This window comes from uncultured Porticoccus sp. (assembly GCF_913061305.1).
GTDB lineage: Bacteria > Pseudomonadota > Gammaproteobacteria > Pseudomonadales > Porticoccaceae > Porticoccus.
Map to the genome: position 1 here is coordinate 168,580 of NZ_CAJXST010000001.1, position 14,333 is coordinate 182,912.

Consider the following 14,333-nt stretch of genomic DNA (forward strand, 5'->3'; position numbering starts at 1 on the left):
TAGTTTAAGAGGAATCAGACATGAGTAGCGGACGTATCGTACAAATTATTGGTGCGGTGATTGACGTGGAGTTTCCACGTGATCAGGTACCCAACGTATATGACGCACTATTAGTTGATAAGCAAGGTCTGACCCTGGAAGTCCAGCAGCAGCTTGGTGATGGCGTTGTGCGTACTATTGCCATGGGTTCTTCAGAGGGTTTGAGCCGGGGCCTCAGTGTCGGCAATACCAATGCACCGATCAGCGTACCAGTAGGTATTGCAACCCTCGGTCGCATCATGAATGTATTGGGTGATCCGATTGATGATTGCGGACCTATTGGTGAAACTGAGCGCGCCTCCATTCACCGTAAGCCACCGGCCTATGATGAATTGGCTGCGTCTACAGATCTGTTGGAAACTGGCATCAAGGTGATTGACCTGGTCTGCCCGTTTGCCAAGGGTGGCAAGGTAGGTCTGTTCGGTGGTGCCGGTGTCGGTAAAACTGTCAACATGATGGAACTGATTAACAACATTGCCACCGAGCACTCCGGTCTGTCCGTGTTTGCCGGTGTTGGTGAGCGTACTCGGGAAGGTAACGATTTCTACTTTGAGATGCAGGAATCGAAAGTTGTTAACATCGAAACCCCCAGTGACTCCAAAGTGGCTATGGTTTACGGCCAGATGAACGAACCACCCGGTAACCGTCTTCGTGTAGCGCTGACCGGTCTGACCATGGCTGAAAAATTCCGTGATGAAGGTCGTGACGTACTTCTGTTTGTTGACAACATCTATCGTTACACCCTGGCGGGTACGGAAGTATCCGCACTGCTCGGTCGTATGCCTTCTGCGGTTGGTTACCAGCCAACACTGGCCGAAGAAATGGGTGTTCTCCAGGAACGTATTACCTCGACCAAGGTTGGCTCCATCACCTCGGTACAGGCTGTCTATGTTCCTGCTGATGACTTGACTGACCCCTCCCCCGCTACCACGTTTGCTCACCTTGACTCCACAGTTGTATTGAGTCGTGATATTGCAGCCAAGGGTATTTATCCTGCGGTAGATCCGCTGGATTCTACTTCCCGCCAGCTCGATCCGTTGGTTATTGGTCACGAACACTATGATACGGCGCGCGGTGTCCAGACGGTTCTGCAACGTTATAAAGAATTGAAGGACATCATTGCCATTCTTGGTATGGACGAGCTTTCAGAGGACGACAAACTGGTGGTCTCCCGTGCCAGAAAAATCGAGCGCTTCCTCTCGCAGCCTTTCCATGTGGCGGAGATCTTCACTGGTTCACCTGGAAAATACGTTTCCTTGAAAGATACTATTTCTGGTTTTCAGGGAATTCTTAACGGCGACTATGACAACCTGCCCGAGCAAGCATTTTATATGGTAGGTACGATTGATGAAGCTGTTGAGAAAGCAGGAAAAATGAAGTAAACGATCAATATAGGCACTAAGATATGGCTATGACTGTGCACTGTGACATCGTAAGTGCCGAGCAGTACCTGTTCTCCGGACTGATAGAGCTTCTGGTCGCCAGTGGTTCACAGGGAGAGCTGGGTATCACCTTTGGTCACGCGCCGCTGTTAACAGACCTAAAACCTGGCCCTGTCCGGATTGTTAAGCAGAACGGTGAAGAAGAGATTTATTACCTGTCTGGTGGCTATCTCGAAGTCCAGCCCAACAAGGTATCTATTCTGGCTGATACTGCATTGCGAGCTGATGATCTCGATGAAGCCGCGGCACTGGAAGCCAAGAAACATGCTGAACAGGCTATGACCAACCAGAGCGGCGAGTTTGATTATTCCCGAGCTGCATCCCAGCTGGCTGCCGCCGCTGCTCAGCTCCGCACCATTGAACAATTGCGTAAAAAAATGGGTGGAAAAAAATAACTCTTTTTGAAATATCTTTAATGAAGGGTGGCTTTTGCCACCCTTTTTTTATGCTTGACTCTTTCTCTGTGACAAGGGCAGATACAGGTTTTTTCAAGGTGGCAATCCACAACTGATACTGATTAAATACCTTGATTTACCGAGGAGATATCTATGGCAACGGACGTCGTCGTACTGGCCGCGGGCAAAGGTACCAGAATGAAATCCAGTCTGCCAAAAGTTCTACATTGTTTGGCCGGACGCCCCTTGTTGCAACATGTTGTCGATGCCGCAAACAGTCTAGAAACACCTAAAGTTATCATCGTTACTGGTCACGAGTCTGACAGGGTCAGATCGGAAATAAAGGGCACCGATCTGTGCTACGTTGAACAGCAACGGCAATTGGGTACGGCACATGCTGTGCAGCAGGCCCTTCCACAAGTTCGCTCTGATGCCACAGTATTGATACTTTATGGCGATGTTCCGTTAATTCAGCCGGAAACGATACAGGCGATGGTAAATCTGTCAACTGACGGATCATTGGTGCTGTTAACGGCGATACTGGATGATCCATCCGGTTACGGGCGAATCATCAGAAACAGTGCAAACGATGTGGTAGCGATTGTTGAACAAAAAGATGCGACCCCGGAGCAGCTGGGCATTACTGAAGTGAATACAGGCGTATTGGCGTTACCTGCGGCAAAGCTAAAAAAATGGTTACCGGCAATCGATAACAACAATGCCCAGCAGGAGTACTATCTAACTGACATCATTGCGCTTGCACACGAAGATAATTGCAAGATTAAAACCTCCCAACCCCTGTTTCCGGAAGAGGTAGAGGGTGTGAATAATCGCAGTCAGTTAAGCCGACTGGAACGTTATTATCAGCGGCAGTATTCAGAACAACTGATGATGGCAGGTGTGACCATCGCCGATCCGGAGAGATTGGATGTGAGGGGAAAGCTGACCACTGGGGCAGATAATTTCATTGATATTAATGTGCTTTTCGAGGGTGAGGTTCAGTTGGGCAATAACATACAGATTGGTCCCAACTGTGTAATTATTGACAGTCGTATTGCCGACGGGGTCGAAATAAAAGCGAACAGTATTGTGGAAGGTAGCGTGATTGGCCCGGGATGTGTCGTGGGACCCTTCGCGAGATTGAGATCGGGTACCGAGATGGCCGAAAATGCCAAAATAGGAAATTTTGTTGAAACCAAAAAATCTATCCTTGGAAAAGGTACAAAAATCAATCACCTAAGTTATGTGGGTGACGCTTCCCTGGGTGTCAACGTCAATGTTGGAGCTGGCACCATCACCTGCAACTACGATGGTGTAAACAAGCATCAGACCGTGATCGGCGACAATGCGTTCATTGGCTCAAATACCTCTCTGGTGGCGCCGGTCAATATTGGCAAGGATGCCACAATAGGGGCAGGCTCCACTATTACATGCAATGTAGCTGATGATGAGCTGGGTTTGACCAGAGCGGAACAGCGCAACATTCAGGGCTGGAAGCGGCCGACAAAAAAAGATACATCTCTCCAGTAATTAACGGAAAAGTTTATGTGTGGAATAGTTGGGGCACAAGCACAGCGGAATGTGATCGGCATCCTGATCGAAGGACTCAAAAGACTGGAGTATCGCGGTTACGACTCTGCCGGTCTGGCTGTGATTGATCAAAACGGTGAGCTGCAGTTGCGTAAAAACAAAGGCAAGGTGGCACAGCTGGTCGATCGGCTGGTTGAGCAGCCCACCCGTGGTAGCCTGGGAATTGCCCACACCCGTTGGGCCACCCATGGCATCCCCAACGAAATCAATGCCCACCCACATACATCCGGCGGCGTTGCCGTTGTCCACAACGGCATTATTGAAAACCATGCCGAGTTGAAGAAAGAGCTGGTCGATCTGGGTTATCAGTTTGCGTCGGAAACAGATACCGAGGTGATCGCCCACCTGGTGAATCATTTGCTGAAAGATGCCGGATCATTGCGTCAGGCCGTGCAAATTTGTCTGACGCGGTTGCGCGGCGCCTATGCGCTGGCAGTGATTAGCGCCAGTGAACCCGGATTATTAATTGGTGCCCGAAGCGGTAGTCCGCTGGTTATCGGTGTCGGTATCGAGGAAACATTTCTGGCCTCTGACCAAATGGCACTGCGCCAGGTAACGGATCGATTTGTGTTCCTCAAAGAGGGTGATCTGGTTGAATTAAAAGAAGGCGACTACAACGTTTTTGACAGAACAGGCAACCTGGTGGAACGCGATATAGATACACTTTCCGGCGGTGATGATGTCGCCGACAAGGGTGGCTACCGGCATTACATGATGAAAGAGATATTTGAGCAGCCCGAGGTCCTTGAATCCACCCTGGAGGGGCGTATCAGCCAAACCCATGTATTGCCGGAAGCATTTGGAAGTCGGGCTGTTGAGATATTCCCCAAGATAAGAGCCGTGCACATAGTGGCCTGTGGCACCAGCTATCACGCCGGGCTTGTGGCCCGCTTCTGGTTGGAAGAATGGGCCGGTATTCCCTGTCAGGTCGAGGTGGCCAGCGAGTATCGCTACCGCAAGGTCGTTGTTCCCGCCGATACCTTGTTTGTCACGATTTCTCAATCCGGAGAAACGGCGGATACCCTTGCCGCGTTGGCCTCAGCAAAAACATCCGGCTATCTCGCCACACTGGTCATCTGTAACGTTGCCAACAGCTCGCTGGTGAGAGAGTCGGATATGGCGTTGATGACCTATGCCGGGCCGGAAATCGGCGTTGCATCGACAAAGGCATTCACGACTCAGTTAGTGGCCTTGCAATTACTGTGTATCGGCATTGGCAAGAGCCATGGCCTGCCTGAAGAAACAGAGCGATTGTTGGTGGAAGCTCTTCGTCAGTTGCCACAGCTCTGCCGGGATACGCTTTCACTGAACGGGCAAATTGAAGAAATTTTTGAGTGTTTTGCGGATAAGCAACACGCCCTTTATCTGGGACGGGGTGTACAGTACCCGGTTGCGCTTGAGGGCGCGCTCAAGCTCAAAGAGATTTCATATATTCATGCTGAAGCCTATCCCTCCGGTGAACTCAAACACGGCCCCCTGGCGCTGGTCGACAAGGATATGCCGGTGGTGGCGGTAGCGCCCAACAATGATTTACTCGAGAAATTGAAATCAAATCTACACGAAGTAAAAGCCCGTGGTGGTCAGCTGTTTGTCTTTGCCGACCTGAATGCCGGATTTGAAAATGAAACGGATGTGACGGTGATTAACCTTCCCCATGTTCCGAAGAGCCTCGAAGCCGTCATTTATACGATACCACTGCAACTACTCTCGTATCATGTGGCTGTACTGAAGGGAACTGACGTCGATCAACCGCGCAACCTGGCGAAGTCGGTCACCGTTGAGTAACCACTAAAACTGCCTGTCTCTCAGGCAGTTTCCCAGGAGTGTCCACTATTCCCCGGCTATTCCGGCTTGCCTGGCAATCTGTCAAAAAAACGGTTCCTTCGATTTCCCGCGATACAGCTTATTCACCGGTTAGCTCCGGGCTTTATTAAAAATCTCCCACCCCTCATTAATTGCATCTGATCACTGTGCACAGGGTTTGGCCCGTCAAAACAAAGAGCAGGTTATGCCGCCCGTTGCCTGAGTCATGAATCCTGGCAAGTAGCGTAACTGACTACCAAGCACGATAAAATTAGTAATTGATCATCATAAGATGATGATAGTATGATAATGAAAAATGAGTTTTATCAGATTCAAAGTTAAATCAGACACAACTGCGCCGCCCGAACAAGCAAATTGCTGATGGCGAAAATATTTTTTATGAAGTGGGCAGGAAAATATTCGAACAACCAAGGCTGTCTACCGAAATCTGTTTTATCTCGTAGCTCGAACCTTTACCCCATTTTTTTAATGGGGTTTTTTTTGGCTGTTTTTTGGTGAAATGCAGAGTTAGTGATTTTCCAGCGGTTCACGCAGTACTTCCAGACCCAGCTGCATTTCCAGCAGGTGTTCCTGCAGACGACCGCCTTTATGCTGGGCAACACCAATTGCCAGTACATCGATCAGCACCAGATGAGCAATACGGGATGACAGCGGCGTATAGATTTGGAAGTCTTCCTTGACGTCGATGGTTAACGGGATATTTGCGGCATTGGCGACCGGTGAATCTGAGGGTGCGATGGCGATCACAATGGCACCCCTGCTCTTTACGCGCTCCATGGCATTGATCAATGTCGTGGTTCTTCCCGACTGGGAAATGGCGATGACCACATCCCCGGGTGCCATGGAAGCGGCGGACATGTTCTGCAAGTGTGGGTCGGCATAGGCCGCCGCAGAGACCTGCAGACGGAAAAATTTGTGCTGGGCGTCGGTTGCCACGGCGGCGGACGCGCCAAACCCGTAGAATTCCACCCGGTTGGCTACACAGAGAGCCTGAACAGCCTGGTCGAGCATTTTCAGGTCCAATGAATCACGAACCTTCAGCAGGGTATCGACAGTGGAATCGAAGACCTTGAATGTATATTCGGCCACAGAATCCTGGTCGGTGACTGCGATCTGCCCGTAGCTCGGGCTGGACGCCAGTTGTTGTGCCAGGGCCAGTTTGAAATCCTGAAAACCTTCACAGCCCACGGCGCGACAGAAACGCACTACCGTGGGCTCACTGACTTCGGCTTTGCCTGCCAGATCCACGATTCTCATGCGAATGACATCGGTCAGGTTGGCCAGAATAAATTCTGCTACCTTGCGCTCCGATTTGCGTAAGCTGGGCAGGCTACTGCTGATAGCCCAGGTGAGTGCAGCAGGCTTCATGGTGATTTCTCCGTAATACGAGCTTTATTGTAAATAATTTACAGAAAAATGGAATTCTTGTAGTAAAAACCGGTTGTCGGGCGAACGGATCACCCACCCCGAGCGGGGGTTCTGATAGAATTCACCGCCATGGATGTCACGACAATACTCGACCCCCTGAACCCTGCTCAACGTGAGGCTGTTTCCAGCAACGCCAGTCATCTTCTGGTCCTAGCCGGCGCGGGCAGTGGTAAAACCCGCGTTCTTGTCCATCGGATTGCCTGGTTGATACAGGTGGAACAGGTTTCGCCCTATTCGATCATAGCGGTCACCTTTACCAATAAAGCGGCACGGGAAATGCGGGGACGCATTGAAGAACTGTTGGGTTTCTCCGCCCGTGGAATGTGGGTGGGCACCTTCCACGGGTTGGCACATCGACTACTCAAAATGCATTGGCAAGATGCCGGTCTGCCCGAAAATTTTCAGATACTGGACAGCGATGATCAGCTTCGGCTGGTTAAACGTCTCTATCAGGGCCTTGGTATTGATGACAGTCGCTGGCCGCACCGACAGGCCCAGTCATTCATTAACAACCAGAAAGATGAGGGACTGCGCAGTCGCGATTTGCAACCGGCCCATGACCCCTATCAGCGAACCATGCAACAGGTTTATGCCGCTTACGAGGAAGCCTGTGGGCGCGGTGGCATGGTGGATTTTGGAGAACTACTGCTTCGCGCCCACGAACTCTGGCTGAAAAATCCCGAACTTCTGCAGCATTATCAGCATCGTTTCCGGCATCTGCTGGCAGATGAATTTCAGGACACCAACGCCATTCAATATGCCTGGTTACGGGTGCTGGCAGGTGATCAGGTACCGGTAACAGCGGTGGGTGATGATGATCAGTCAATCTATGGCTGGCGCGGTGCCAAGGTGGAAAATATACGCTTTTTTTCCCGCGATTATCCGGCCACCCAGATGGTGCGGCTGGAACAGAATTACCGCTCCAGCAAAAACATTCTCGAAGCAGCCAATGCGGTGATTTCGCGCAACGCCAATCGGTTGGGCAAAAACCTGTGGACGGATGATAATGAAGGTGAGGCTATTTCACTCTATGCCGCCTTCAACGAGCAGGATGAAGCCCGTTTCATTGCCGAGCGGCTGAGAGAATGGGTCAATCAGGGCAATCTGCGCGAAGAGTCGGCCATTCTCTATCGCTCAAACGCACAATCCCGAGTACTCGAGGAAGCCCTGTTGCGAGCGGCTATCCCCTACCGTATCTACGGTGGACAAAAATTCTATGAACGTCAGGAAATACGCAACGCCCTCGCCTACTTGAGATTGTTGGTCAATTGTCACGACGATGCTGCATTTGAGCGGGTAGTGAACACGCCGACCCGTGGCATCGGTGACAAAACAATCCAGGAATTGCGTGAGTTGGCCCGTGACGAAGGCATGTCGCTCTGGGGAACAGCCGAGCATGCCATTGCTGCCGGACGGTTTTCTGGCCGGGCCAGCAATGCTTTGGAAGCCTTTCTGAAACTGCTGGCAAAACTGGGTGAGGAGTCTGCGGGGTTGCCGCTGCATGAATTGGTAGACCACATAATTGAAGGGAGTGGATTGATTGACTTCCATCGCCGGGAAAAAGGGGATCGCGGTGAATCCAGAGTGGAAAATCTGCAGGAGCTGGTGATCGCCTGCCGATCCTTTGAACCAGAGGAAAAGGAGTTGCCACCATTGCCGCAATTTCTCGATCGGGCGGCATTGGATGCGGGAGACCGGCAGGCAGATGTCGGGGAGGATGCGGTGCAATTGATGACATTACACTCTGCCAAAGGGCTTGAATTTCCGTTGGTCTTTTTGGCGGGTATGGAAGAAAATCTGTTTCCCCACCGGATGTCTGCCGAGGATCCAGATCGACTTGAGGAGGAGCGAAGGCTGGCCTATGTGGGGATTACCCGGGCGATGCAAAAACTCTACCTCACTTTTGCCGAATCCCGCCAGCAATATGGCGTCGAAAACTATAACCGGGTGTCCCGCTTTGTCCGGGATATTCCGGCCAATCTGGTGGAAGAGGTTCGGTTGCGCGCCCAGATTAAGCGCCCTACCAGCTATGCGCGACAACCGGCAATGAATCTCAGTGATCGTGGTGAAGACACGGGTCTCTCTCTGGGGCAGCGGGTTCTGCATCCTATTTTCGGCGAGGGAGTCGTAATCAATTTTGAGGGTAATGGTGCACATGCCCGGGTACAGGTTAATTTTGATAAAGAAGGGACCAAATGGCTGGTTTTGGCCTATGCCAAACTGAGTCCGGTTGCTTGATCATTCAGGAAAAAACTATGAAAGCGCCTATCTTGTTGGCAATGCTGTTATTGGCCCTGGTGGGCTGTGGTGGTGACCCCGACGCTGCATCCCCGGATGGTAAACAGCCGGCCACCCAGAAAACCTACCAGTGGAAAATGGTCACTACCTGGCCAAAAAACTTTCCCGGCCTGGGTATGGCCGCTGAAAATTTTGCCGAACTGGTGGCGCGCATGAGTGGTGGCCGGCTCAAGGTAAAGGTCTACGGCGCGGGTCAGTTGGTACCGGCCATGGAGGTGTTCGATGCTGTCTCACAGGGTACCGTTGAAATGGGGCATGGGGCTTCCTATTACTGGAAGGGAAAATCCCCGACCACTGCGCTTTTTACGACCATTCCCTTTGGCCTCAATGCACAGGAAATGAATGGCTGGTTACACTACGGCGGCGGTATGGAGTTATGGCGCGAGCTTTATGAGCCCTTCAACCTGATACCCCTGGCAGCGGGAAATACCGGTGTACAGATGGCCGGCTGGTTTAATCGTGAAATCAATTCCCTGGAAGATCTCAAGGGGTTGAAAATGCGGATCCCGGGTTTGGGCGGCGAGGTGATCAGCCGCATGGGTGTGGAGGCGGTCAATATCCCCGGCGGGGATCTTTATATCGCGATGCAAACGGGTGTGATCGATGCCACCGAGTGGGTGGGACCTTACAATGATCTGGCATTTGGTTTTCATCAGGTAGCCAAGTACTACTACTATCCGGGTTGGCACGAACCGGGCCCGACACTGGAGTTGATGGTTAACAAACAGGCTTTTTCCTCCCTGCCAGATGATCTGCAGGCGATTGTCGAAGTTGCAGCGCGAGCGATTAATCAGGATATGCTGGACGATTACACTGCTCGCAACAACGGTGCGTTAAAGGAGTTGGTGGAAACTCATGGTGTCGAGGTGTGGCCGCTACCCGATGAGGTTCTGGCGGAACTGAACCGTGTCACCGATCAGGTTCTGGAGGAAATTGCCAACAAAGATCCCCTGTTCAAACGGGTTTACGAATCCCAGAATGCCTTCAAAACCGGTGTCATGGACTATCACAAAATCTCGGAAGAAGCGTACTATCGTGCCCGGGAGCTGAAATAGTCGGTTGTCCCGGCGGGGAAACTCAAAGGGGCTGCGTAAATGTCTCCGGTTCCGGCTGATCGTCGAACTGTTCCTGAAATGCCTCAACGCTGTCCGAGGCTTTCCCCAGGGTGGTAAATTCCGCAATATGAAAGAGCGCCTCCCCCTCGTTTACCAGAGGGATCTGCGATGCTGCGATAACAATGCCATCACTGCGTGATTTCAGTGGTTTTTCCGGGCCACCGAATGGCGAAGCGAGATAGGCCAGTACCTGGCCCTCTTTGACCCGTTGTCCCAACTTGATTTTACTGATCACGATGCCATCCCGCTCCGCCCGCAGCCAATAGCTTCGACTGGCTTTTACCGGTACCAGCTTGCGAGGGGCCTGATCGGTTCGGGCCGGCAGCATGCCAAGATGACGCATGACCGACATGATGCCCCGCACACCGGCTTTTATGGCAGGTTCGTCAAAACGCAGTGCTTCTCCGGCTTCATACAGTATGACCGGGATACCCAGCTCGGCGGCGGCGGCACGCAGTGAACCATCCCTGACTTTGGCATCCATAAAAATGGGCGCACCAAATGCCTCAGCCATACCCAGTGCAGCGGGGTCATCGAGATCACCGCGAATTTGTGAAAGATTCTTGCGATGGATGGCGCCGGTATGAAGGTCGATAACGTGCGTGCAGTGACTGAGCAGTTCCGTATGAATCAGGTTGGCCAGGCGGTTTCCCAGCGGCCCTCGGGGAGAGCCGGGAAAACATCGGTTTAAATCCCGCCGATCCGGTAAATAGCGGGATTGCTGGATAAAACCGAACATATTTACAATTGGCACAATCAGCAATGTACCTGACAACCGGCGAAGTAAGCGCTTGCCAACAATACGACGGCAGATTTCGATACCGTTAATTTCATCCCCGTGAATCGCTGCGCAAACCAATAGCACCGGCCCGGGTTTGCGGCTGTGGATGACCTCGACCGGCAAGTCGATGGGCGTGTCTGTATACAGGCGTGCAGCGGGGATGGACAGCAATCGGGTCTCCCCGGGATTGATGACCTCGCCTGCCAGTTTCAGGGGTGATCTGCTCAAAACAGCGATCCCTCTAGCCCTGTCCGCGGGTTTTGGTGCGGGATTGCCGGGCATTTTTTTCCATGAACTGAATGATATTGCCAGCTACGTCCTTGCCGGTGGCCGTTTCAATGCCCTCTAGGCCCGGCGATGAATTTACTTCCATCACCAGTGGCCCGTGGTTGGAGCGAAGGATATCCACCCCCGCCACATTCAGCCCCATGGTTCTGGCGGCACGAACAGCGGTGGAACGCTCCGCTGGAGAAAGCCTTGCCAAAGTCGCCGTGCCGCCCCGGTGCAGATTGGAGCGGAACTCTCCCGGCTGTGCCTGCCGCTGCATGGCTGCGACCACCTTGTCACCAATGACCAGGCAGCGAATGTCGGCACCACCGGATTCCGAGATATATTCCTGAACCATAATGTCGGCTTTCAGGCCCATAAACGCTTCAATCACGCTTTCAGCCGCCTTGCGGGTTTCCGCCATCACCACACCGATACCCTGGGTGCCCTCGAGCAGTTTGACCACCAGCGGTGGTCCGCCCACCATATCAATCAGATCGGGAATATCGCTGGGTTTGTTGGCATAACCGGTGACGGGCAGACCAATCCCCTTGCGCGACAACAATTGCAGGGAGCGCAATTTATCCCGGGAACGGGTGATGGCCACGGATTCATTCAGTGGATAAACCCCCATCATCTCGAACTGACGCAATACGGCCGTACCGTAAGTGGTGACCGACGCGCCGATGCGTGGAATCACAACGTCAAAGGCCGGCAGCTCCACGCCTTTCACATGAATGCTGGGATTTTGGATATTGATGTTCATGTAGCACTTCAACACATCAATAATCCTGACTTCATGACCGCGCTCTATTGCCGCCTCTTTCAGGCGGCGGGTGGAATACAAGTCGGCATTGCGGGACAGAATGGCAATTCTCATTTATTTTTTCCCGCTAAAAAGGATATCTGTGGATCCACAATGAATTGCCCTGCCAAGGCGGAACGGCCCAACAGCATGCGAAATCTCATGGTATCCCGGTTGGTAAGGGTCATTTCTATGGGCCAGCTCTGGGTTCCGAGCACTACAGTGGTTTTCATTACAATACGTCGCTCACAATGACCCCCGGAGTCAGTGACGACACGCTCATCTACAATGGGTGCTGCGCAACAGATACTTTGCGTATTTCTCTGCAGGGGGTGGACCCAGATTCTTACCCAGGGTGAACCCCGTTCCGTGAAGGGTTCCAGGCGATGGGCATGCAAACAGGACGTGCGCGCGCCAGTATCCACCTTGGCTTTGATTCGGGCAATGCCCAAATCGGGTAACGCCAACCATTCCCGCCAACCAATCAGCTGAGCCATGCTGTTTTTCCGGGTAACAGCGTTGTCCGTCGATGGATCAATCACGGGCTAACTTCTTTAAAAAAACCTGCATTTCACGCTCGGCCTGGATGTCGCCGGCGGCATGGGCTTTTTCAAGTCCCTTCGTGAAAGTCTGTTTTGCGGCATCCAGCTGCTCAAGTTTGAATTGTGTCCGCCCCAGCAGATTGTAGGCAGCGGCATAGTTTTCATCCAATGCCAGACAGCGCTGCAGATGCTCGATTGCCTCCGCATGGCGTTTTTCACGGAGACAGGCGCTGCCGAGACCAAACCGAAGCATTGCCGAATCGTTGCCTCGGGCGAGCATCTCTTCAAGGTTATCGATCAGTGTCATTGAAGCCTCTCTGATCAATGGTTTCATGCAAGCGCTTTCAACGGCGCCAGAACATGGGCGTGAAAAGGACCAGTACGGTAAAAATTTCCAGTCGGCCGACGATCATGGTGGCCGAGAGTATCCACTTCGCAACAATATTCACATCGCCATAGTGTGCAGCGGTGTCGCCAAGGCCGGGGCCCATATTATTGATTGCGGCTGCCGTCGAAGACCATGCGGTGAGGTAATCAAGCCCCGTCATCTGTAAAAGCAAGACAACTATATAGAAAACTGCCAGATAGACGCCAAAAAAGGCCCAAACACTGTCGGTTACCCTCTCCGGTACGGTGCGGTTGCGAAGTTTGATAGGAAAGACAGCACTTGGGTGGATCAAACGGTAAATTTCTCGCAATGTCTGTTTGGTCAGGATCAGCATACGACCAATTTTGATACCGCCACCGGTTGAGCCTGCACAGGCACCAAAGAAAGAAAGAACAATCAGGAAGACGGGTAAAAAAGTTGGCCAGGCACTGAAATTTACGGTGGCAAAGCCGGTGCTGGTCATGATGGAAACCTGCTGAAAAACCCCGTGCACAAGACTTTCAGACCACGAAAGCGTGTTGCTGAAGTACAAATAGGCGCAACAAATTGTGCTGGCCCCAAAAAGCAGGCTGAGATACATCTTGGCTTCCGGGTTGCGCCAATAATGGATCACATTGCCCCTGACCCAAGAGTAATAGTGAAGGCCAAAACTGATGCCTGAAATGGCCATGAAGAAAATACAGATAATATAAATAACGTTGTCGTTGAAATACCCCATGCTGGCGTCATAGTTGGCGAATCCGCCAGTTGCAATCGTTGAAAAGGCATGGGTTATCGCATCAAACAGGTTCATTCCTGCCAGCCAATAGGCTATTGAACAAATAATCGTTAAAAACAGATACACGGCAAATAATGCTTTTGCAGTCTCCGTAATACGAGGTGTTAATTTGTTGTCTTTCACAGGTCCCGGTGATTCCGCTCGGTATAGCTGCATACCGCCAACGCCCAGCATGGGCATGATGGCCACGGCGATGACGACGATCCCGATACCGCCCAGCCAGTGCAGCTGTTGTCGATAGTAGAGAATGGATTTTGGCAGCAGTTCCAGTCCCGTAATGACGGTCGCCCCGGTTGTGGTCAGGCCAGAAACAGATTCAAATACAGCATCGGTAATGGATAGATGAACGGTATCAACCAGAATAAAGGGAAGTGCACCGACCAAACTTAGTTCTATCCAGAACATCACCGTGATTAAAAAACCATCCCGAATTCTTAAATCAGCATTGATCCTGCTAAACGGCAACCACATGAGCATGCCCAGTGAAAAGGTGATGGCAAAAGAGAAAAGAAATGTTCCGTGGGTCTGCTCCTGGTAAATGCTGGCAATAATAATGGGCGTTAGGAGTGACAGGCTGAAGGCCATCATCATCAACCCAAGGATTTTTGAAACAATTCTGAATTGCATCACTTAGATAACCA

The 14,333-nt window shown here is 51.8% G+C and carries 12 protein-coding genes; 6 read left to right on the forward strand and 6 right to left on the reverse strand.

The window, feature by feature from the left end:
* Nucleotides 1–20: 20 nt before the first annotated feature.
* From atpD to glmS, 4 genes are all read left to right on the forward strand, one after another.
* A complete protein-coding gene (gene atpD, locus QZ516_RS00880; RefSeq protein ID WP_297184906.1) occupies nt 21–1,421 on the forward strand; it encodes a F0F1 ATP synthase subunit beta in 1,401 nt (466 codons plus the stop codon).
* Nucleotides 1,422–1,444: 23 nt separating this feature from the next.
* Nucleotides 1,445–1,876, forward strand: a complete 432-nt coding sequence (locus QZ516_RS00885; protein ID WP_036858836.1) for a F0F1 ATP synthase subunit epsilon — start codon at nt 1,445–1,447, stop codon at nt 1,874–1,876.
* A 153-nt stretch (nt 1,877–2,029) separates the two neighbouring features.
* A complete protein-coding gene (glmU, locus tag QZ516_RS00890) occupies nt 2,030–3,406 on the forward strand; it encodes a bifunctional UDP-N-acetylglucosamine diphosphorylase/glucosamine-1-phosphate N-acetyltransferase GlmU (RefSeq protein WP_297184910.1) in 1,377 nt (458 codons plus the stop codon).
* 15 nt (nt 3,407–3,421) lie between these two features.
* Complete coding sequence (glmS, locus tag QZ516_RS00895; protein ID WP_297184913.1) at nt 3,422–5,251, forward strand: glutamine--fructose-6-phosphate transaminase (isomerizing); 1,830 nt, start codon at nt 3,422–3,424, stop codon at nt 5,249–5,251.
* A gap of 546 nt (nt 5,252–5,797) precedes the next feature.
* Here glmS and QZ516_RS00900 read toward each other — a convergent pair.
* Nucleotides 5,798–6,658: an SIS domain-containing protein gene (locus QZ516_RS00900; protein WP_297184916.1), complete on the reverse strand. Its 861-nt coding sequence runs from the start codon at nt 6,656–6,658 to the stop codon at nt 5,798–5,800.
* Nucleotides 6,659–6,787: 129 nt separating this feature from the next.
* Here QZ516_RS00900 and uvrD point away from each other — a divergent pair, with 129 nt between their 5' ends.
* Nucleotides 6,788–8,956, forward strand: a complete 2,169-nt coding sequence (uvrD, locus tag QZ516_RS00905; protein ID WP_297184918.1) for a DNA helicase II — start codon at nt 6,788–6,790, stop codon at nt 8,954–8,956.
* Nucleotides 8,957–8,973: 17 nt separating this feature from the next.
* Nucleotides 8,974–10,071, forward strand: a complete 1,098-nt coding sequence (gene dctP / locus QZ516_RS00910) for a TRAP transporter substrate-binding protein DctP (RefSeq protein WP_297184920.1) — start codon at nt 8,974–8,976, stop codon at nt 10,069–10,071.
* Between the two features lie 22 nt (nt 10,072–10,093).
* Here the strand turns inward: dctP and QZ516_RS00915 are convergent, their stop codons facing one another.
* The 5 genes from QZ516_RS00915 to QZ516_RS00935 are packed head-to-tail and all read right to left on the reverse strand — an operon-like array spanning nt 10,094 to nt 14,319.
* Complete coding sequence (locus QZ516_RS00915; protein WP_297184923.1) at nt 10,094–11,140, reverse strand: succinylglutamate desuccinylase/aspartoacylase family protein; 1,047 nt, start codon at nt 11,138–11,140, stop codon at nt 10,094–10,096.
* 13 nt (nt 11,141–11,153) lie between these two features.
* Nucleotides 11,154–12,059 carry a 30S ribosomal protein S6--L-glutamate ligase gene (gene rimK, locus QZ516_RS00920; RefSeq protein ID WP_297184925.1) on the reverse strand — a complete coding sequence of 302 codons (906 nt, stop codon included), beginning with the start codon at nt 12,057–12,059 and terminating at the stop codon, nt 11,154–11,156.
* A complete protein-coding gene (locus QZ516_RS00925) occupies nt 12,056–12,481 on the reverse strand; it encodes an ATP-dependent zinc protease (RefSeq protein WP_297184927.1) in 426 nt (141 codons plus the stop codon). The genes rimK and QZ516_RS00925 overlap by 4 nt, the downstream gene beginning before the upstream one ends.
* A 37-nt stretch (nt 12,482–12,518) precedes the next feature.
* A complete protein-coding gene (locus tag QZ516_RS00930; protein ID WP_297184930.1) occupies nt 12,519–12,833 on the reverse strand; it encodes a tetratricopeptide repeat protein in 315 nt (104 codons plus the stop codon).
* A 37-nt stretch (nt 12,834–12,870) separates the two neighbouring features.
* A complete protein-coding gene (locus QZ516_RS00935) occupies nt 12,871–14,319 on the reverse strand; it encodes a TrkH family potassium uptake protein (RefSeq protein ID WP_297184933.1) in 1,449 nt (482 codons plus the stop codon).
* Nucleotides 14,320–14,333: the final 14 nt, after the last annotated feature.

Excerpts from the sequence above, each read along its gene's own strand:
- QZ516_RS00885 (WP_036858836.1), top strand. The coding sequence starts at position 1,445 with ATGGCTATGACTGTGCACTGTGACATCGTAAGTGCCGAGCAGTACCTG.
- QZ516_RS00930 (WP_297184930.1), bottom strand. The coding sequence starts at position 12,833 with ATGACACTGATCGATAACCTTGAAGAGATGCTCGCCCGAGGCAACGAT.
- QZ516_RS00925 (WP_297184927.1), bottom strand. The coding sequence starts at position 12,481 with ATGGCTCAGCTGATTGGTTGGCGGGAATGGTTGGCGTTACCCGATTTG.
- glmS (WP_297184913.1), top strand. The coding sequence starts at position 3,422 with ATGTGTGGAATAGTTGGGGCACAAGCACAGCGGAATGTGATCGGCATC.
- dctP (WP_297184920.1), top strand. The coding sequence starts at position 8,974 with ATGAAAGCGCCTATCTTGTTGGCAATGCTGTTATTGGCCCTGGTGGGC.
- atpD (WP_297184906.1), top strand. The coding sequence starts at position 21 with ATGAGTAGCGGACGTATCGTACAAATTATTGGTGCGGTGATTGACGTG.
- glmU (WP_297184910.1), top strand. The coding sequence starts at position 2,030 with ATGGCAACGGACGTCGTCGTACTGGCCGCGGGCAAAGGTACCAGAATG.
- QZ516_RS00900 (WP_297184916.1), bottom strand. The coding sequence starts at position 6,658 with ATGAAGCCTGCTGCACTCACCTGGGCTATCAGCAGTAGCCTGCCCAGC.
- uvrD (WP_297184918.1), top strand. The coding sequence starts at position 6,788 with ATGGATGTCACGACAATACTCGACCCCCTGAACCCTGCTCAACGTGAG.
- QZ516_RS00935 (WP_297184933.1), bottom strand. The coding sequence starts at position 14,319 with ATGCAATTCAGAATTGTTTCAAAAATCCTTGGGTTGATGATGATGGCC.
- rimK (WP_297184925.1), bottom strand. The coding sequence starts at position 12,059 with ATGAGAATTGCCATTCTGTCCCGCAATGCCGACTTGTATTCCACCCGC.